This window comes from Belliella aquatica, assembly GCF_014637795.1.
GTDB classification, from domain to species: domain Bacteria; phylum Bacteroidota; class Bacteroidia; order Cytophagales; family Cyclobacteriaceae; genus Belliella; species Belliella aquatica.
This window is the reverse complement of sequence record NZ_BMFD01000005.1, coordinates 129,826-149,826: the sequence shown is the minus strand read 5'-3', so window position 1 is coordinate 149,826 and position 20,001 is coordinate 129,826. Positions and strand designations below refer to the sequence as shown.

Below are 20,001 nucleotides of genomic sequence, written 5' to 3'. Positions count from 1 at the left end.
TTTCTGAAGAGAGTTTTTTTATGACATCTACTGTCATTCACTTTTTTATTTAACCTAATTAGGTTTGTTTTGCTTATCTTAATTTTTGACTATGGCAGCTAGACCTTTTATCATTTACAAATCTTCAGCAGGCTCAGGTAAGACGTATACGCTTACCATGGAGTATCTTAAACTTGCCCTCAAAAACCCAGAGAATTTCAGGTCTATATTGGCGGTAACTTTTACCAATAAGGCTACTCAGGAAATGAAAGAGCGGATCATTAAAGAATTGAAACGCTTAAAAACTGATGTCAAGCCAAATGAGAAAATGGACGGTGAAATCATGGCTGCACTTGGACTTTCTGTTGAAGAACTCAAACTTCGTGCATCACAGACCCTTACAGCGATTTTGCATGACTATTCTAGATTTTCTGTCAGTACGATTGATAGCTTTTTTCAAAAGGTAGTGCGTGCTTTTGCAAGAGAGATGGATCTCAATGCCAAATTTGAAGTTGAACTCGATCAGGATGCTGTCTTGGAAAGGGTAGTGGATCGGGTAGTGATGCAGGTGATGGATGATGAGTTTCTGCACAAATGGCTCGTAGATTATGCTGTAGAACAGATCCAAAATGGGAAATCTTGGGATATAAGAAAAAACATTAAAGAACTAGGAAGACAGATATTCCAAGAGGATTTCAAGAAATACGCTCCCGAAATCAGAGAGTTTTTGAAGGATAAAAATAACATCACCGAACTTCAGAATTTTCTGAAAATCAGAAGATCTGAGATTATTGAGATCACCACTAAACTCAAGGATCAAGCAAATCAAATCAGAGTTGGCAATGGCTTAGAATGGACGGATTTTAAAGGTTCAGGATCTTCGTTTGCCAAAAAATTCGATCAACTCGGAGATAAAAATTGTCCAGTTCCGAACTTGACAGATCTTCAAGCAATTTTGGCACATGATGAAGAAGGTTGGTACACTAAAACTAGCAAAAGTAAGGTTGCTATCATCGCATCCTATCACCAAGGATTAGGACAGATTCTCGCACAATTCCGACCATTAGAAATCAAGTGGAACACGCTTGAAATGATTGGGAAGAATATCTTTGTTTTTGGGATTTTTAGAAATATGCTGGAAGAACTTACCGCTCTCAAAGACGAGGAAAATATGCTCTTGATCTCTGACGCCAATGAATTTCTGAAAGAAATTACCAAAGAAAATGACGCCCCGTTTATCTATGAAAAAGTCGGCAATCAATACAGAAACTACCTGATTGATGAGTTCCAAGATACTTCAGGATTCCAATGGGCGAGTTTTAAGCCGCTTTTGGAAAATTCCCTTGCACAAGGTCATACCAACTTACTTGTAGGTGACGTAAAGCAATCTATCTATAGATGGAGAGGTGGAGAGATGAAGTTGCTCCTAGAGCAAGTGGAAGAGGAAATTGGAGAAGAAAATGTTCAAAGTAATAGCTTGGACACAAATTATAGAAGTCTTCCAAATATTATCAATTTCAATAATTCACTTTTTAAAGCCCTTTCAAATTCCTTTGAAGATGTTTTAAGATCAAATTATGGGTCTAATGATGGAATTATTACTAAGGCTTACTTAGATGTTCATCAGCACATTTCAGAAAAGAAAGCAGCTTCTGATTTTAAAGGCAAAGTTCAAATTTCCTTTCTAGAAGAGGATAAGGAGCTTGAGGACGAGGGAAAATTTAATGCTCTTGCTTTATCCAAATTACCCGAAATGGTCATGGAACTTCAAGATAAGGGCTACGATTTGAAAGACATTGCATTCTTGGTGCGGAGGAAAGCGGAGGGAGAAGCTATCGCGGATACTTTGATGACTTTTGGAGCCGAAAATACAGATTCACCGTACAGTTTTGATGTGCTCTCTGATGAAAGTATGTTTCTTTTCAGAGCAGCATCTGTGAAAGCGCTCGTCGCAGGATTGAAGTATTTGAATAATCCTGAAGATCAGGTTCAATTCAAAACCATGTGGTACTATCGCTCTATTTTGGCTGGGGAGGAAGTAAATCATGAACTTTTTGCTTTGGGTAAAGTTCCTGGACATTTGCAGCAAAAGGTTGCTGAGTTTGTCGAAAAGGAAATGTTATTACTCCAATTGCCCTTGATGGAAGCGGTCGAGGAATTGATCGGAATTCTCGATTTACAAGGATTTGGATTGGAGAAGGCCTATATCTCTGGATTTAAGGAGGCGATTTATGATTTCACAACCAATAACAGAGCAGATTTAGCTGGTTTCTTAGCTTGGTGGGAAGATCATCAGAGCAAAAGAACCGTGAAGATTCATGAAGGACATAACGCCATGAGGATTTTGACAATTCACAAGTCCAAAGGTCTTCAGTTTAAAGTAGTCATTATGCCATTTTTGAAATGGGATATTTTTGATCACAAAAAATCAAATGTGGTTTGGGCTCCATTTGAAGATAAAGAAAAGCAGTTAGATGCAATCATTCCCTTGACTTTGGGCTCTAAGCTTGCCCAATCTGATTTTGCAGACATTTATGCAGAGGAAGCTGTTATGGCTTATTTGGATAGTTTAAACATGATCTATGTGGCGTTAACACGAGCAGAAGATGTGTTTTTAGGAATTGCTCCTTTTAGAGAAAAGATTAATAGCCAAAACTCGCTCCAAGTACAAATCCAACAAGCCTTGATGTATAGCAAGGATGAAGAAGGTGTACTCAGTTTATCGGATTATTTTAATTCAGAAACTAGAGTTTTTGAAGTAGGCGATTGGCCAATAAATCAAAAAAGAGAAGTAAAGGAAAATATTGTCAACCAATTGAGTTGGTCTTATCAGAATTGGACACAGCTCTTGAAAGTAAAAAAGTATGCCGTTGATTTTTCGGCAGAAGGCTTAGAACAGCGCAAAAAGCAAAACTTTGGTTTGTTGGTGCATGAAATTCTTGAAATTTCAAAAAGTAAGGAGGATACCAAGCTCAACTTAGCTTCATTTTATTATGAAGGGAGATTGACGCTTGAGGAAAAGGATGATGTTGAAAAACAGCTTGATGCACTCTTTTCTAACAGCCTTTTTGCATCTTGGTTTGAGACGGATGGGGTATTGCTGGCCGAACAAGGCATTCTCCTTCCGGGAGGAAAAATGAAAAGACCTGATCGAATAATTCTCAAACAAGATCATGCTATGGTTGTAGACTTCAAAACCGGAGAACCTTACGAAAAGCACAAAAAGCAAGTCGGAGAGTATATGGATTTAGTTGCTCAACTCACTGGAAAGCCTGCATCTGGTTATTTATGTTATTTAGAAAATGGGGAGATAATCTCTGTTATCAATGATTGATTCTTTTTTCCCAGTCTCTAGGATTTTGACTTGGATGAAAAATACCTTCTATTTTTAATTGAAGTTTTTCTTGATCAATCCAAAAGTGTAAAAGATGCTGGAATGGTTTGACCTTGATCAATCTTATATTGGAGTATCTTATTTGGTAGTGAAAGGGATTTGATTTTATGTTTGAAATCGTTTTTTCAATCGATTTTAAGAATTTTTCTTTCATTTTTTCATTTTTCACAACGTTTAAAAAGTACTCAGTATTTTTATTAATATCTTGAGCTACTGAGGGATTAAATAAAACAGTATAATCTGGTTTCATTTTACTTCCTTAACAAGGTCTTCCCAAGAAACATATTCATCTTTTTTCATGGAAGCTATTCTTTTAAGAACTTCCTCTTTCTGCCATGCAGGAACTTCTAGATCACTATCATTGGTAGGGATTTCCTTTTCTTGAATTTTCTCTATTCCCATATTTTTCACTAAATCCATGAAAAAGGAATAAAGATTTTCGGGAATATTAAGTGTTACCTGTTTCATAATTATTTCAATATATTAAAATTTGATCAAAAATAATGTGAATTGGTTGGCTGAAATTTAAATTTTTTTGATGTTTAATAATTCTAATTTTTTAAAGTATTGGGTAAATCATCAATCTGAATCTTAAGTTTATTGAATTTCAAGTCAAGTAATGTCAATTACTTTTATTCCTTAAGTTTTTAACGTTTTTTTGTTTATTAACATCTCTTCCATGAACAGTTTTTTAAAAAATACAGCGCAAAGCATTTTGTCCAATCATCAGAATCTTCAAGATCTCTGCATCATTCTTCCGAACAGGCGAGCAGGACTTTTCTTCACGCAGCATCTTGGGACTTTGATCAATGAACCTACATGGCTTCCCGAAATCAAGACAATAGAAGATATATTTTATCAGTATGCTGGACAAAGACCTGCTGATGACCTGACTTTGATTTTTGAATTGTACAAGGTCTATCAAGGCATTCATCCTGAGCCCGAACCATTTGATAAATTCTTCTTTTGGGGTGAAATGATCTTGAAAGATTTCAATGATTTGGATCAGTTTATGGCAAATGCCTCCAAGCTGTATCATCACCTCTCTGAAATCAAAGATTTAGAATCTGATCTGAGTTTCTTAAGTGAAAGTCAAATTGATTTGATCAAGCAATTTTGGAGTTCTTTCCAACATCAAGACAAAAGTCATCAGGAGAAATTCTTGAAATTCTGGAAAATGCTCGGCCCACTTTATGCTTCCTTCCATGCCTCTTTAGATGTGTCAGGACTTGCCTATTCTGGAATGCTGTACAGAAAAGTAGCTGAGCATTTAAATGCGCTCGAAAAGCCAGAAAAGAAGCATATTTTCATCGGTTTTAATGCTTTTACAGCGACGGAGGAAAAGTTGATCAAGCATTTTATATCTGAGTTTGAAGCAGAGATTTATTGGGATATTGACTCGTATTATTTGGTGGATAAGAATCAAGAAGCTGGCTTATTTTTCAGAGATTATCAAAAGGATAAAATTTTCGGACCAACGTTTCCAGAGACTCTTCCAGAGTATATCCAATCTAGAAATGCAAAAATCCAAACATATGCCACACCCCTAAAAACCAATCAAGCCAATTTGGTTGGTTCTATACTAGGAGATATAGAAGATGAAAAGGCTTGGGAAGAAACCGTCATTATTCTTCCTGATGAGCAGATGTTATTCCCGATTTTACATACGCTCCCTTCTCAGATTGACAAGGTCAACGTGACAATGGGTTACCCTGTCAAAAATGCTCCTGTCTATGCTTTTTTGGAGGCAGTATTGGAGATGCAGCGCTATGTTAAGGTAGAAGAAGGTAAGGTCTTATTCTACCACAAAGCGGTCAAAGATCTGCTTTCATCCATCTATTTGAAATCTGCTAATCAAGCGCATACAAAGTATCTTTTGAGTGAAATGCAGGAAAAAAATCAGATTTATATTACTCAAGAAGACCTGCATCAAGGAGGAGGTTTCTTTAAATTAATCTTCCAGAAACTCAGTTCTGAGAAGCTTTTTGAATATGTAGCTACACTGATGGAGGAATTGGCTAACAGGCTGGAGGAAGAACCGCTTCAGAAATCCTATCTCTACCAATGCTTCAAACAGTTGAATAGATTGCAGGCGATATTCGAGCAAGAGCAGGCAACAAAGGTTGATATTGAGTTTTTTATTCGACTATTCAGACAGATTTTTAGAGAAGTAAAGTTGCCATTTGAAGGTGAACCACTGCAAGGTTTACAAATCATGGGGGTTTTGGAATCTAGGAATTTGGATTTTAAGCGGGTCATTATTTGCAATATGAATGAAGACAGTTTTCCACCTTCTGCAGGCTTAAATTCCATGATTCCCTTCAATATTAGAAGAGCTTTTGGGCTGCCAGTTCAAGAGCAAAATGATGCGATTTATGCTTATACATTTTACCGTCTGCTACATAGTGCTGAGGAAGTCCACATGATCTATACGACTGCCTCAGACCAAGGAAAAGCGGGTGAAAAGAGTCGCTATATTCAGCAAATGACGGTGGAAATGGGTTTGTCACACGAGGAAGAAGTGATCTATGTTCCTATTGATTTGAAAAATACTGGAGAAATCAATATTGAAAAAGAGCCAGAAATAGCACAAATCTTAGAGCGATATGTAGTTCAAGAAAACGGCAAATCAATCACAGCTTTTTCACCTTCAGCGCTGAGCGTTCATTTGGATTGTAGGTTGAAATTTTATCTTCAATACATAGCCAATATTAGTGAGAAAGATGAAGTCAAAGAGGAAATTGATGCTGCTGTTTTTGGGAATCTTGCTCACTACAGCATGGAGTTTCTATATCAGGGTTTTCAGGAAAGAAGTAGGAGAGATACACTGGAGAAAGGTGATTTTAAAGCCTTAAAGGAAAAGTGGGTTTTTCCAGCCATCGAACTGGGAATTAGAAAATTCTACCATCTTGAAGAAAATGCCGAGACCAAGTTGAGCGGTCAGATGGCAATCGTAAGAGATGTTTTGCAGAAGTATATTTTTAGACTTTTGGAAATTGATGAAGCTGCTGCTCCTATCAGAATTGTTTCCATGGAAAAGGCCCATCAAGCCCAATTTGAAATCAATACTGCCCATGGACCTCGTTTAATATCTTTGAGAGGATTGATAGATAGGGTAGATGAACAAAATGGGTCGATCCGATTGATTGATTATAAATCAGGTGCAGATAAAAAGGATTTCACTAGCACAGCTAGCTTATTTGATAGAGATGATTCCAAAAGAAATAAAGCTGCCATGCAAACCATGTACTATGGCTTGCTTTATCAGGCCATGCATCCAGAAAATTCACTTCCTCTAAAACCTGCGATTTTCAATTTCAAGGAAATTTTTAAAGACGATTTTAATCCTTACCTACAGGAAAAAGAGTCTCGGAAAGCAGGTGTTGAGGTCAATGATTACAAGGATTATCAGCAGGAATATGAAGCAGGTTTGCGAGGTTTATTAGAAGAACTTTATGATCCTGAAGTTGCATTCAATCAGACCGATGACCTAAAGAAATGTGCTTATTGTCCCTATATTGGGATTTGTGGAAGGTAATGGAGTGATCAAATATTATTTTGATTAATCCTTAGCGATCTTTTCATAGGAAGCTAAGACGCCTCTCACCATGGCAGAAGAGAAGCCTTGATGTTCCATTTCATTGAGTCCGACAATGGTACATCCTTTTGGTGTCGTAACCTTGTCAATCGCTTCTTCTGGATGCATATTTTTTTGAATCATCAATTCTGCTGCTCCTTTGACGGTTTGATTGACGATTTGACTCGCTGTTTTAGCATCAAAACCAATTTGAATTCCACCTTGGATCATCGCGCGCATAAAGCGGAGGACGTATGCAATCCCACAAGCACCAAGCACGGTAGCTGCTTCCATCAAAGCTTCGTCGATTGTAATAGAAAAACCAATATGATTGAAAAGTTGCTTTACCAATTCATCTGATTCAAGGATATTATTTCTCCCACAAATACAAGTGATAGATTCTTGGATGTCAGCTGCAATGTTAGGCATAGCGCGGTACACCACCATATCTGAAGAAACCACTTCATACATTTCGTCCAAAGTCACTCCAGTTGCCAAGGAGATAATTGTATGTTTTTTGGGGTCTAAAGCAGGTTTGATTTCTTTTAAAATAGCAGCAACATTATAAGGTTTTACTCCGAGAATGATAATGTCAGACTCTTTTGTAGCTAACACATTATCTGAGTGAACGCGAACACCTTTATCTTGAAGATAGAAGAGATTGGCTGGGTTTCTCTTCGTGAGGTGTAAGTTTTGGGCTGAAAAATCTGCTTGCTCAAGTAATCCATTTGCAATGGAAGTTCCTAAGTTGCCGCAGCCAATGATTGCTATTTTATGTGATGAATTCATGGTTTAAACTAGGTTTGATTCGAAGTTAAGCAATTTGGTGTTTTTGTTGATGATTAATCAAAAAAACGTTTGATTGATCTCAGAATTATAAAATTTGTAGTCGAATAATTAGTGATTATATAAGTAATATTTTGAGCTATTGGCTTTGGGTAGTTTTTCATAAAAGAAAAATATAGCAAGTCTATTTGATATTATGTAAAGTTTGTTTTACATTTGGTAAAATAAATTTGACTTATGGAAAAAGATAAAATTTTACATGTTCCGTTATTAAATAAAAAATGGAAAATTTTCGCCTACTTTTTATTTCCAGCTCCAATACTTGCTATTGTAATTCTATCTCTATTAGAAGTTAAACTGACAGGAGATGCTGTTTCAGATTTGGGTTATGCTTTTTGGGCAATGGGAGCGATTATTTTGATCTTGACCGCTGAGGAAAAGGAAGATGAAATGATCAAGCATTTCAGACTTCAGGCATTTCAAACAGGGTTTTACTGGCTGGTTTGGGGGCTTGGATTTCTGATAGTAGTTCATGTCTTGGGAAATTTCACTAGTGAACTAATATCTGGGCCAAAAATATCAGCTCCATTGGTCATGTTTTTATTAAGTAGTTATGTATTAGGTGCATTGAAATATCAAATATGGAAATCTAACCAAATTGATGAACATCGCTCAAAATAAATTCAAACTTATGATTCCCAACTATTTATTACCAAGCTATTTCAAATCCATTGGATTTTCTATATTTCTTTTTTCGGTCTTTGGCCATTTGATATTTGGCTATTACTATTTCCTGCTGCTGATGAGTTTAGCATTTTTTGGCTTGTTCATCATCGCATCAGCAAAAGAAAAAATTGAAGATGAAATGATTCAATCTGTTCGGTTGAAGTCTCTACAAACTGCCGTGTTTATTCAAGTGATATTCATTCTAGGATTTTCTTTATTCGATGAATGGAGAGCTGAGGGTCTTGTGAATTTGCCCATGCCGGCTATTTTGGTTGGGATTATCTTCGTTGGGATTTATCTTTTTGTTTTCTACTATCAACTCTATTTCAAAAACAATGAAGAATAGTCTCAAGGTAGAGCGAGCCAAAAAAGATATGACTCAGCAAGATTTGGCTGATCGGATTGGTGTGAGTAGGCAAACGATCAATTCGATCGAAGCTGGTAAGTATGTTCCGTCTACTGTACTTGCTTTAAAAATTGCTCAAAACTTTGAAGTATCTGTAGAAGATATCTTTACACTAGAAGAAAATGACTGATTTATAATTTTAAACAGAAACACATGAAAAAGATAAAAGTAGTATTGCTCGGAGTTATAATGTTGCTATCAATAGCGTCATTTGTAATCAAATATGAAACGCTAAAAACAGAAGGGCCAAGACAAGAAGCGGTCATTATTGAGAAGAATGACAGATTTGAGTTGGAATTGCATAGAGAGAAATTTCTTACTGCTTTCGAAACAAAAGGCTCTGCTTGGGGTCCACAATTAATTCAAAAATCAGGATCTTTTGAAGAAGTGATGGCTGTTCTTTTGGATACTCCATATTTGGAGTTTGAAGAAGGGGATAAGCGAAAATACAGGTTGGATTTGAAAAGTTCGGTTCCTTTGGATGAAGTGAGAAAAGAAGTAGCTGCTTTTATTTTCAAAGAATTGAAATTGAAATCTAGCAAGAACACTTATGAACTGGAATTTTATGAAATTAGTATCTCAGATGAAACTATTATAAAGAATAAGTTAGAAAGCATGGATGCGGGAGTGATGTCTTATTCTGATATCAAAAATGGAAAAGGAAGATATATCGGATTTACATTGGAGCAGTTAGTCAGTAATTTAAATGAAAACTTGGGGAATAATGTTTTTGTAGCGACTTCTGAAGATCAATCAAAGAGGATTGGTATTGAGATTTCAGATATTAATAGTTTAGAGAAAAATCTATCAGATATGAAGAGTCAAGGCTTTGCTGTAAAGACAGTTACCCAAAGCAAAGAATATCTTGTGATTTCTGCTCAATAGGATATCTGGTGAGTGAAATACGTCACTGTATTTCACTCACTAATGAAATTTTTTGAGCTGCTCAGGATCAGCGGTGGTTGAAAAGTCTTTTGTTAATCTCTCAGCATAATTATCTAGCAGTTCTCTCACTTTCGCATGTTTTTTTGACCTTACTATCATTCCAGCATGATAGTCTAAGGGAACTCTAAAACACACTTCAGCATCGTCAAATGATGATAAATCTGGCTTTTCAAACTTGGAAAGTGTTAACACAATTCCAGCATATTCTTTTCGTTTTTTTGGAAGTTGATATTCTTGTCCACGAGCAAGTGCATTTTCAATTTTCGCCCATTCTGCCCATAAATTAATCCCTGTAGCAGCTTCCACCATTTCAGCGAGATGTGCACCGCCTACGCGACTGGACGTTTCCAAAAAGTAGATTTCACCATCTTCTCTATTTTTGATGAATTCTGTATGGGTGGCACCACTTTTCATTCCAAAAGCCTTCATGACTTGTGCATTGGCTTTTTGGATTGCTTTATCATCATTAGAATTGTATTCGATGTTGGCACTTCTGAAAATTCCTCCCCCTTGGGAGATTTCCATTGGTGTACTTAAATATTTCGAAACAGTGCATGAAAGGGTTTTTCCCTCTAGATTTAAACCATCCGCATGGTATACGTCGCCAGGTTTGAATTGCTCCACAAGGTATCGACTTCTGTTTTCACCCAATTCATGGATGTGATTCCATAGATTTTCCTTGTCATAAACTTTGATGATACCATTCGCTGAAGCTTCAGACCTAGGTTTCAAAACCCAAGGTGCTGAAACATTATCCGCAAAATGATTAATCTCTTCATCATTAAATAATGCTGAAAATGCCGGAACAAGAACGCCAGCATCCATAGCACGCTTTCGCATGGCAAGCTTATCTCTAAAATATCTACCAGTAGTTTGCCCCATGCCCGGAATTCTTAGGTTTTCCCTTAGAAAAGTAGCTTTCTCGACATCATAATCATCCAAAGCAATAATGGATTCTATTTTGTTGGACTTCATCAAATCCGCAACTCCGAGGAGTAGATGCTCTAAATTCCAATCCAAATCTTGTCCTGACATGTAAAAAATCTCCTCCAAATGTTCTTGAGGCCAAGGTTTTTCTTTGAGCTTTTCAGAAGTGATCAAATAGACTTTATTTCCTAATTCGTTCAATTGCTTCATAAAGTCTCCTCCTTTAAAAAAGTTAGAGATGCAGATAAAAGTTTTGGTATCGGTGTTCATAGGTTATAAGTTTTGCAACAATTTAACAATTAAATGGACACCATATGCAGTGGCATGTTTAGTTTTTGCAAATTCCGAATCTCCGAAAGCTGTGCCTGCAATGTCTATGTGAGCCCATGAAGGATGATTTTCTGTAAAAGCTTCCAAAAATTTAGCAGCGGTAATCGCACCTGCTACAGGTTTGCCATTGTAATTTTTGATGTCTGCAATTTCACTATCCATCTCAGATTTGTAACTGTCCCAAAGGGGGAGTGGCCACATTCTTTCACTGATTTGATCTCCTGCATTTTGTAGATTCTCTGAAAGTACTTTGTCATTCGTAAATAAAGCTGCACAGTCATACCCGAATGTTCCTACGGCACTTCCTGTCAAGGTAGCAAAGTCAAGAACGTGATCAGTTTTGTAATTTTTGACCAAGTAGGAGAGGCCATCTGCAAGAATCAATCTTCCTTCTGCATCTGTATCGATGATTTCTATGGTTTTGCCACTATAGCTTCCGATCACGTCAGAAGGGAGAAATGAAAGGCTATCAACAGCATTTTCCACACAAGGCACAATCGCAGTTACATCATAGGGCAACTTCAAATCTGCTATAGCTTGCAGTGCTCCCAGAACTGTTGCAGCTCCTCCCATATCGCATTTCATGTGCACCATGCCTGCAGTTTTGATATTCAATCCACCTGTGTCAAAGGTTACTCCTTTACCTACTAGTCCAAGGTGTTTTTTAGGATTTTCAACTCTATATTCTGCAATGATAAATTGTGGGGCTCGATCGGTTTCACTTCCTTGACTTACAGCCAAAAAAGCTTTCAATCCTATTTTTGTGGCAGCTTCTCTATCTAGGACTTCTAATCTAAAACCATATTTTTCAGATGCTTCCTTTGACCAATCACTCAAATAGGATGGGGTAGCTGTATTGGGAGGTAAATCAACCAGTTTCATGCACTCCAATTGAGCTTCAGAAATTTTGATAGTATCCTTAGCAAGCTTTTCAATATCGTTTTCACTGGATAGAATACCTAATTGAATAGCATTCCAATTCTTAGATGGCTTCTCTGATTTTTTAAAATGACTCAAACGATAGGTTCCTAACATCAAACCATTCAATGCAGCTTGTACCTGTGTTGCTGAAAAATCAGCTGTAAAATACAAGTCAATTTCATCCTCGATCAAATCTGCATGTTTTGCTGTGATTCTTCTAAAAGCTGTTAGAATTGAATTGTAGGTAGGTTCAGAACCTAAACCCAAAAGAATGTAAATTGTATTTGATCTTTCAAGTATAAACAGGCTGTCTTTTTTTCCAGAAAACACATTTTTAGATACCTGTGTTTCAAGCAAGCTAATAGGTAATTCTATACCTGAAATTTTCTCAAAAAATGGGATAATGACCAGCTTTCCAAGTTCAGAAGCAGCTGATTTGATTTTGATTTTCATATTGTTGGTGTTGAATTGCTAAAATTAAATTTATTTATAATAATCCGCAAAGACACCGGAATGCATATTTATCACAAATGATAATGCGGATAATCGTTATTAGTCGATTAGTTATCAGTGCATTAATTATTTAAAAATATACTGATTTGTTTGGTCACTTTTGTAAAAGAGACACTCATAATTATTCAATAGTACATCTCAATTTAAACTGCTTGTATTAATTAGTTCAATTGATTTATAGTGCTTTGGACTACTGACTGTCGTCAGTCGATCTATTTAGCTATGGTTCAAATTTGGTACTTTCTATCCTGATTTTGGATAATCTTATTATTCCACTTTATCACTAAAAAACAACCACTCTATTGCTTTAGGAAATTCATCACTCCAATAGCTTTCATTGTGTTTTCCTTCTTCGTTGATAGAAAGTCTAATTTTCATCTTTTCATTGACCGCATCATGCTTAAGTAACTTCTTTTTAAACTTTTTGACATGCTTGATCATTGTTTCACTCTCATCTCCACCAGCATATAAATAAATCTTGGTGTTGGATGGCTCAAACAAATCTAAAAAGGCAAATTTAATCTTTGGTAAAACCCACAAAGAAGGGGAGAAAATCATCAGTTTGCCATACACTTCCGGGTACATCAATCCGCTAAAAATGCTTACCAAACCTCCCATAGAACTTCCACCGATACCAGTGAACTCTCGCTGTGGTTTGGTTCTGAAGTTTTTATCTACAAACGGTTTGAGCGTATCTGTAACAAATCGGATATACTTTTTCCCTTGACCCTTACCTAGCAAAGTGTTTCCTACATTGTATTCAATAATTCGCTCTTTTTCAGCATGTTCTACAGCTATCACAATGATTTTCCCAATACCATAATATGACATGACAGCAAGCTTTTTGTCAATTTGCCAGTTACCGTATGCTGCATTTTCATTGAAAAGATTTTGTGCATCCTGAAGGTAGAGTACAGGGTAGTCTTCGTTGGAAGTTTCGTAGTCGTGGGGGAGGAGAGCCCAGATTTTTCTGGTTTTGTTCAGTTGGGGAATTTCAAACTCCTCTGAGATCAAATGAATTTTCGGTAAATGTTCTTCCTGAAATGGAAGCCAATTTCTTCTCCATCTTGGTACATATTCTTCTTGAAGATCAACAAGTTCTGTTATAACCCTATTCGGAGTTTTATTACCATATCGGTCGATTTCAATCTCTGACCAATCGCCTTTGGTGAATTTGTATTCCAAAGGAATTGGGAATTCAAAATTAGCCGGAAATTGGAAGCTGTACTTACCAACTTCCAGTTTTACCATTTGAAATCGCTTATCTTGAGTAAGCCAATTGTTAAAATTTCCAGCGATAAAGACGGGCCTATCGTCATCTTCATCGGTTTTTAGAATAAAGGTTATGCCTTTTTCTCTATTCACTATTCTATTTTCCTTAGGCAAGACCACGTTTTCTAAACTCATTAGTATTGGGATTTTCTATTAGAACCTAACAGGAGAAGTCCTGATTTCTGGTTCAGCAATCATAATATAAGATTCACCTTCTTTGGCATGACAAGCATTACAACCGGAAGTGAGCGCTCTGAACCCTTTTAAAAACTCTTCTTTATTTTCTTTTTTTATAAGTTCTTCGATTGCTGGAATAGATTCTTTCATAAAACTCTCAGCAGACTCAGCTCTTTCAGGTCTTCTTTTCAATCCGTCTTCCATAGCTTCAATGATGTGTTCTACCTGATGGTCTGCATATCCCCAATTTTCGTCCATTCCAGCCCAATAGAGCTCTGAATATCGGTAGGAAACTTCTACCATTGTTCTGCTAAAGCCACCTAGCTGATGCGCTACTTCTTCAAATTTTTCTTCCGTAGTTCCTTCTAACCACCCCTCATGGCCTACAGCTGTGCTTGTTTCCTCAGTTTGAGTGTTTGTCTGACAAGCAAAAAATGTAGCTAATATTGATAAATAGAAAATCGTCTTTTTCATAGTTCTTTTAAATTATTTTTAAGTTGAATTGTATGTACTGCCGCGACACCTGCGGTTTCAGATCTTAGTCTACTTTTTCCCAGAGAACAAGGCAAGAAATGATTATCAAAAGCTAATTGAAGTTCTTGTTGAGAAAAGTCACCTTCAGGTCCAATTAAAATCAAGTAGGCATTGTCTGGCTTGACTTTATCAAATAGATGACGATCATTTTCCTTATCCACATAGGCTATAAACCGCTGATAAGTATTGAACTCGCTGTCCTGAACCAACTCGTTCATTGGCCTAACAGGGTTCAGTTTAGGAACACGTGTTTTTAGACTTTGTTTACATGCTGCAATGATCTTTTTTTCTAGTCTTTCCAGTTTGAGATGGCTTCTTTCAGAGTATTCAGATTCCATAAAGGTGATTTCATGAACTCCTATTTCAGTTAATTTCTCAACCATCCATTCCATTCTTTCTGAATTTTTGGTAGGGGAAATCGCCAAATGAATGTAATAATCGTCTTCGGGTAGAAACTCTCTTTCTTCGATTCTAATTTGAGCTTTTTTAGGATTATCGTCTATGATTACACAATGAAAAAGGCAGCCCTTTCCATTTGTGAAATTAACGCGATCACCTTGTGTCTTTCGCAAAACTTTGATGAGATGTTTTGACTCTTCAATATCAAGTGTGAATTGATCATCACTTGTATGTTCATGGAAAAATAGTTGCATGGGCTTGATATTTTAAACTATAAGCTAAAATAAGTAATGCTTTTGATAAGAACGCATTGTGTGACAAATATCTCTTATGATTTAATTCATAAAACAAAAAAAGCGTACCCCGTGTGGAGTACGCTTTTATAAATATCAATTAAGAAATTAACCTTTTGAAATCTCAATGTTTACAACTTTACCTTTAATGGTATTGTCTCTCATCACACTGATTACGTGTTCTGCATCTTTTTGTGGTACGTCTACAAAAGAGAAGTTATCAAAAATATCGATTCCTCCAATGCTTTTGCCTGGTACACCTGTCTCACCTGCGATAGCTCCAACAATATCGTTTGGACGAATTCTGTCTTTTGCACCTACATTGATAAACAATCTTGCCATACCTGGCTCTCTTACGCCTTTTTCTCTAGAAGAAGTTCTTTCTCTTCTAGGTCCTCTTTCGCTACTATCAAATCTGTCACCACCTCTTTCAGAGCGGTCTCTGCTACCTGAGAATCTGTCTCCTCTTTCGCCTCTACCTCTACCTCCGAAATCTCTTTCACCTCTTCTAGATCCTCTGTCACCTCTATCACGATCTCTTCCTCCACCTAGTTCAAGGCTGAAGTTTTGATCTCCCATTTCTTTGACAGTTTCACCCATTTGCATTTTGATCAAACCAAGAGCAACTTGCTCAATAGTCAAACCTTCCGCTAACATCATTCCAATAGTTTCTTCGAAAAGTTGATTGTCACCACTTTTATTGATTGATGCAGTTACATCTTTCACCAAAGAAGCTTTTTTCAACTCAACCAAGTCAGTTACCGAAGGTGGATCCATTTTATGGATTGTAGTCTTGATAAATTTCTCAAGATCTCTCAATCTATAAGTATCTTTTCTACCAGTTACAAAACTTAATGCCATACCTGATTTTCCAGCCCTACCAGTTCTACCGATTCTATGAACGTAGTTCTCTTCGTCTAATGGTAAATCGTAATTGAATACTGCTTCTACATCATCTACATCAATACCTCTAGCGGCCACATCTGTAGCTACTAATACAGAGCAAGTTCCTTTTCTGAACTTATTCATTACTTTGGTTCTCTGTGCTTGAGAAAGATCGCCATGAAGAGCTTCTGCCATGATTCCTTTAGAAATCAATGCTTCAGTTACTTCGTCTGTTGCTCTTTTTGTATTACAGAATACCACACTTAATTTAAATTGATTGAGGTCCATTAATCTTACCATCAATTCAATTCTTAAGCTTGGTCTTACTTCATAATAAGCTTGAGAGATATTTTCTACAGTCAATTCCTTTCTTAATACTTTTACAATCTCAGGATTGGTTTGGTATTTTCTTGTCAAATCAAGAATAGGTTTTGGCATTGTAGCTGAGAAAAAGACTGTTTGTCTTTCTTCTGGCATTGAGCTTAAAATCGTCTCAATATCATCTCTAAAACCCATATCCAACATCTCATCAGCTTCATCTAATACGATAATGCTAACTTGACTTAGATTAAGAGTTCTTCTTTGCATGTGGTCCATAATACGACCAGGTGTGCCCACTACTATTTGAACACCTCTCTTCAAACTTTTGATTTGTCTATCGATAGACTCACCACCATAAATACAAGTGCTGCTAATGCCTCTTTTGTATTTAGAAAGTTTTACGATTTCACCTTCTACTTGAACTGCAAGCTCACGTGTAGGGCAAAGGATTAATGCTTGTGGTTTGTTGATTGTTGGATCAACTTGATCAATCATTGGAATACCGAATGCTGCTGTTTTACCAGTTCCAGTTTGAGCTTGTCCAATGACATCTCTGCCGTCAAGCAAAAGAGGTATAGTTTGTGATTGAATAGTAGAAGGTTGGGTGTAACCCATATCTTCTACTGCCTTTAGGATTTCTGATGAAATCCCAAGGTCAGAGAATGTTAATTCTTGTTCCATGAAATGTTTCCTTACTCTTCTGAACCATGATTTCCTAGAAGCATCCCAAAGTAAGCGACAGTAAGGAAACCCACGGTTAGAAAAATGTTATAATTTTAATTCGGTTGCAAAGGTAAAATTAATTATTTGGATTACCAATACATTGTGTAAAGATTTTAGAATATTCTTTAATAATATTCTTATTTGATTAACAAATATTTTGTTAATCAATCAAATATATTTTGTGGAGATGCTATTAACGAAGGAGATATATTGTTGCTGTGCCTCCTCTTTGCTCTTTCCAATATTATTTAACCAAGCATTATGCTTTGCTGCTGCCACAAAATCAAAGCCACCTGGTGTCTCTCCTTTATTATCACCTTCTGTGGCTTGCTTATATAAACCATAAAGTTTTAAAAGCTCTTCATTGGATGGTTTTGTTGTGAATTTCTTCGTAAGAGCCATGGCTTCATCTAAGGTATTTGCATTCATATATTTTGAGTATGTTTTTAAATTTTAAAAAAGCCTGAGGCTAAATTAACCTCAGGCTTTTAGGATTATTTTTAAGAATAATTTTATTATCCTCTTTTGTTCATAGATACGTATGATCTTTCAGTTGCACCAGTATATACTTGACGTGGTCTACCGATTGGCTCATTGTTTTCTCTCATTTCTTTCCATTGAGCGATCCATCCTGGAAGTCTACCGATAGCAAACATAACTGTAAACATGTCTGTAGGAATTCCCAAAGCTCTATAAATAATACCTGAATAGAAATCCACATTTGGATAAAGATTTCTCTCGATGAAGTACTGATCACTCAAAGCAGCTTCTTCGAGTTCTTTAGCGATACCGAGTATTGGATCATTTACACCTAATTTTGCCAATACATCGTCAGCAGCTTTCTTGATGATTTTTGCTCTTGGGTCAAAATTCTTGTAAACTCTATGTCCAAAGCCCATTAATCTGAAAGGATCATTCTTGTCTTTCGCTTTATCGATGAATTTTTTAGTGTCTCCACCATCAGCTTTGATTGCCTCTAGCATTTCAATTACAGCTTGGTTTGCTCCACCATGAAGTGGACCCCAAAGTGCATTGATACCAGCAGAGATGGACGCGTAGATGCTTGCTTGAGACGAACCAACCATTCTTACGGTAGAAGTAGAGCAGTTTTGCTCGTGATCAGCGTGTAGTATTAATAATTGATCTAGAGCTTTTGCAACAACAGGATCAACATCATACTTTTCTGCTGGAAGTGCAAACATCATTTTCAAGAAGTTTGAGCAATAGTCAAGACTGTTATCAGGATAATTTACCGGATGACCAACCTTGTTTTTGAATGCCCAAGTAGCAAATGTTGGGATTTTAGCTAGGAGACGTATGATGCTTAAATTTACATCTTTTTCATTTCTGGTAGGATCAAGAGATTCTGGGTAGAAAGCTGTAAGTGAACATATCAAAGAAGAAAGTACTCCCATTGGGTGGGAATTTGATGGGAATCCATCAAGAATTTTCTTGATATCTTCGTGTACCAAAGTGTGAGTAGTAATTTCTCTTGTGAAGTTTTCATATTCTTTTTGGCTAGGCAAGTCACCATAAATTAATAGATAGGCAACTTCTAAAAATGAAGACTTTTCTGCAAGTTCTTCGATACCATAACCTCTATATTTCAATATACCATTTTCACCATCTAGGTAAGTGATTGCACTTGAAGTTGAGCCAGTATTTTTAAATCCAGGGTCTATTGTGATCAAGCCAGTTAAAGCTCTCAATTTTGCAACGTCAATTGCTTTTTCATTTTCTGTACCTTCAATTACTGGGAGTTCGTATTCCTTCCCTCCGTATGATAACTTCGCTGTATCTGACATATTTGGTTATTATTATTTATAGTTATTTTATTTCTTTATCATTTAACTCTATTCAAACCCTTAAGTTAGGTAAATCGGTTGTTATTTACATGAAAATTCGTATCAATGGTAAAATTTCAACATCTCATGTCTAACAATACTATTATGCATCATTCATTTCATAGGAGGTTTGTTTTTCAATAATATTGGTTAGAATTAAGTTTTATTTAAAATGAATTGCTTCTGTAGCAAAATATTCTATTGAATCGTTCTTACAAAATTGCTATATTTTTTTAGCAAAAAAAAAGCCCCGAAGGGCATTTTTTTATTTACAGAAGTGTTCAAAAACCTCGACAAGGTGATCACCGATCATTTGAGCATTCCTACCTTCAATATGATGTCTTTCAACAAAATGAACCAATTCGCCATCTTTAAACAATGCCATGGCAGGGGAGGATGGAGGATAAGGCAAAACGGCTTCTCTAATCTTGTTGACGGCAGATACGTCGTTACCCGCGAATACTGTTGCGAGATTTGTTGGTTTTACACTACTCTTATCAAGTGCAATCCTAACACCCGGTCTTGCAGCTCCTGCAGCACAACCGCATACTGAGTTTACCACAACAAATGTAGTTCCTTTATGATCTTTAAGATGATTTGTTACATCTTCGTCTGTTCTGAATTCCTGAAAACCTACTTCAGTCAATTCTGCACGCATTGGTGCTATTAAATCCTCTGGATACATATTTTTAGCTATTTAAATTTTAAAGAAATCCTAATTCAAGTTTTGCTGCATCTGACATCATATCTTGAGAATATGGTGGATCGAATGTCAACTCTAATTCAACATGATTGATTCCCTGAATTTGTTGAATCTTATCTTTTATTTCACTTGGGATAAACTCGGCAGAAGGACAGTTTGGCGAAGTAAGTGTCATCAACACGAAAACATTATTGACTGGATAAACGCTTATTTCATAAATCAATCCTAATTCGTATACATCCACGGGGATTTCAGGATCATACACTTGCTTGATGGCTGTTATCACCTTTTCTTTTAATTCCTGACTAGGAATTTCCACCATGTTATTTGTAGTCTCTGACATAAT

The 20,001-nt window shown here is 36.4% G+C and carries 19 protein-coding genes; 6 read left to right on the top strand and 13 right to left on the bottom strand.

Annotated elements, in window-relative coordinates; genetic code table 11:
* Positions 1–91: 91 nt before the first annotated feature.
* Entirely contained in the window at positions 92–3,313 is a 3,222-nt protein-coding gene (locus IEV57_RS09040; RefSeq protein WP_188441904.1) for a UvrD-helicase domain-containing protein, read from the top strand.
* Here IEV57_RS09040 and IEV57_RS09035 read toward each other — a convergent pair.
* The gene (locus IEV57_RS09035) at positions 3,303–3,623 is read right to left on the bottom strand and encodes a type II toxin-antitoxin system RelE/ParE family toxin (protein WP_188441902.1); all 321 of its coding nucleotides are present in this window, start codon (positions 3,621–3,623) and stop codon (positions 3,303–3,305) included. The genes IEV57_RS09040 and IEV57_RS09035 overlap by 11 nt on opposite strands.
* Positions 3,620–3,841: a hypothetical protein gene (locus tag IEV57_RS09030; protein ID WP_188441900.1), complete on the bottom strand. Its 222-nt coding sequence runs from the start codon at positions 3,839–3,841 to the stop codon at positions 3,620–3,622. Before IEV57_RS09030 ends, IEV57_RS09035 begins: the two co-directional genes overlap by 4 nt.
* 211 nt (positions 3,842–4,052) lie before the next feature.
* On the opposite strand from IEV57_RS09030, the gene IEV57_RS09025 reads away from it, so the two are divergent.
* The gene (locus IEV57_RS09025) at positions 4,053–6,911 is read left to right on the top strand and encodes a PD-(D/E)XK nuclease family protein (RefSeq protein WP_188441898.1); all 2,859 of its coding nucleotides are present in this window, start codon (positions 4,053–4,055) and stop codon (positions 6,909–6,911) included.
* A gap of 24 nt (positions 6,912–6,935) precedes the next feature.
* On the opposite strand, the gene proC is transcribed toward IEV57_RS09025, so the two are convergent.
* Positions 6,936–7,739 (bottom strand): pyrroline-5-carboxylate reductase, encoded by an 804-nt coding sequence (gene proC, locus IEV57_RS09020; protein WP_188441896.1) that lies wholly within the window; start codon positions 7,737–7,739, stop codon positions 6,936–6,938.
* Between the two features lie 234 nt (positions 7,740–7,973).
* Between proC and IEV57_RS09015 the strand changes: the two genes are divergently transcribed.
* From IEV57_RS09015 to IEV57_RS09000, 4 genes are read left to right on the top strand one after another with little or no spacing between them, the layout of a single operon-like run.
* Positions 7,974–8,417: a hypothetical protein gene (locus tag IEV57_RS09015; RefSeq protein ID WP_188441894.1), complete on the top strand. Its 444-nt coding sequence runs from the start codon at positions 7,974–7,976 to the stop codon at positions 8,415–8,417.
* Positions 8,418–8,427: 10 nt separating this feature from the next.
* Positions 8,428–8,808, top strand: coding sequence for a hypothetical protein (locus tag IEV57_RS09010; protein ID WP_188441892.1), 381 nt, complete (start codon positions 8,428–8,430; stop codon positions 8,806–8,808).
* Positions 8,798–8,998: a helix-turn-helix transcriptional regulator gene (locus tag IEV57_RS09005; RefSeq protein WP_014773936.1), complete on the top strand. Its 201-nt coding sequence runs from the start codon at positions 8,798–8,800 to the stop codon at positions 8,996–8,998. The genes IEV57_RS09010 and IEV57_RS09005 overlap by 11 nt, the downstream gene beginning before the upstream one ends.
* A gap of 23 nt (positions 8,999–9,021) precedes the next feature.
* Complete coding sequence (locus IEV57_RS09000) at positions 9,022–9,753, top strand: hypothetical protein (RefSeq protein ID WP_188441890.1); 732 nt, start codon at positions 9,022–9,024, stop codon at positions 9,751–9,753.
* A 39-nt stretch (positions 9,754–9,792) separates the two neighbouring features.
* On the opposite strand, the gene IEV57_RS08995 is transcribed toward IEV57_RS09000, so the two are convergent.
* The 10 genes from IEV57_RS08995 to IEV57_RS08950 all read right to left on the bottom strand — a co-directional run bounded on the left by IEV57_RS08995 (position 9,793) and on the right by IEV57_RS08950 (position 19,998).
* Positions 9,793–11,010, bottom strand: coding sequence for an ATP-grasp domain-containing protein (locus IEV57_RS08995; protein WP_188441887.1), 1,218 nt, complete (start codon positions 11,008–11,010; stop codon positions 9,793–9,795).
* A 3-nt stretch (positions 11,011–11,013) separates the two neighbouring features.
* The gene (locus tag IEV57_RS08990; RefSeq protein ID WP_188441885.1) at positions 11,014–12,444 is read right to left on the bottom strand and encodes a leucyl aminopeptidase family protein; all 1,431 of its coding nucleotides are present in this window, start codon (positions 12,442–12,444) and stop codon (positions 11,014–11,016) included.
* Positions 12,445–12,771: 327 nt separating this feature from the next.
* Positions 12,772–13,911 carry an alpha/beta hydrolase gene (locus IEV57_RS08985; protein WP_188441883.1) on the bottom strand — a complete coding sequence of 380 codons (1,140 nt, stop codon included), beginning with the start codon at positions 13,909–13,911 and terminating at the stop codon, positions 12,772–12,774.
* Positions 13,912–13,929: 18 nt separating this feature from the next.
* The gene (locus tag IEV57_RS08980; RefSeq protein WP_188441881.1) at positions 13,930–14,427 is read right to left on the bottom strand and encodes a hypothetical protein; all 498 of its coding nucleotides are present in this window, start codon (positions 14,425–14,427) and stop codon (positions 13,930–13,932) included.
* Positions 14,424–15,140 carry a 16S rRNA (uracil(1498)-N(3))-methyltransferase gene (locus IEV57_RS08975; protein ID WP_188441879.1) on the bottom strand — a complete coding sequence of 239 codons (717 nt, stop codon included), beginning with the start codon at positions 15,138–15,140 and terminating at the stop codon, positions 14,424–14,426. The genes IEV57_RS08980 and IEV57_RS08975 overlap by 4 nt, the downstream gene beginning before the upstream one ends.
* 147 nt (positions 15,141–15,287) lie before the next feature.
* Positions 15,288–17,066: a DEAD/DEAH box helicase gene (locus IEV57_RS08970; protein WP_188441877.1), complete on the bottom strand. Its 1,779-nt coding sequence runs from the start codon at positions 17,064–17,066 to the stop codon at positions 15,288–15,290.
* A 210-nt stretch (positions 17,067–17,276) separates the two neighbouring features.
* Positions 17,277–17,537 carry an acyl-CoA-binding protein gene (locus IEV57_RS08965; RefSeq protein ID WP_188441875.1) on the bottom strand — a complete coding sequence of 87 codons (261 nt, stop codon included), beginning with the start codon at positions 17,535–17,537 and terminating at the stop codon, positions 17,277–17,279.
* A gap of 86 nt (positions 17,538–17,623) precedes the next feature.
* Positions 17,624–18,913 (bottom strand): citrate synthase, encoded by a 1,290-nt coding sequence (locus IEV57_RS08960; protein ID WP_188441873.1) that lies wholly within the window; start codon positions 18,911–18,913, stop codon positions 17,624–17,626.
* Between the two features lie 304 nt (positions 18,914–19,217).
* Positions 19,218–19,637, bottom strand: a complete 420-nt coding sequence (locus IEV57_RS08955) for a BrxA/BrxB family bacilliredoxin (protein ID WP_188441871.1) — start codon at positions 19,635–19,637, stop codon at positions 19,218–19,220.
* 19 nt (positions 19,638–19,656) lie between these two features.
* Positions 19,657–19,998 carry a DUF59 domain-containing protein gene (locus IEV57_RS08950; RefSeq protein WP_188441868.1) on the bottom strand — a complete coding sequence of 114 codons (342 nt, stop codon included), beginning with the start codon at positions 19,996–19,998 and terminating at the stop codon, positions 19,657–19,659.
* Positions 19,999–20,001 lie beyond the last annotated feature (3 nt).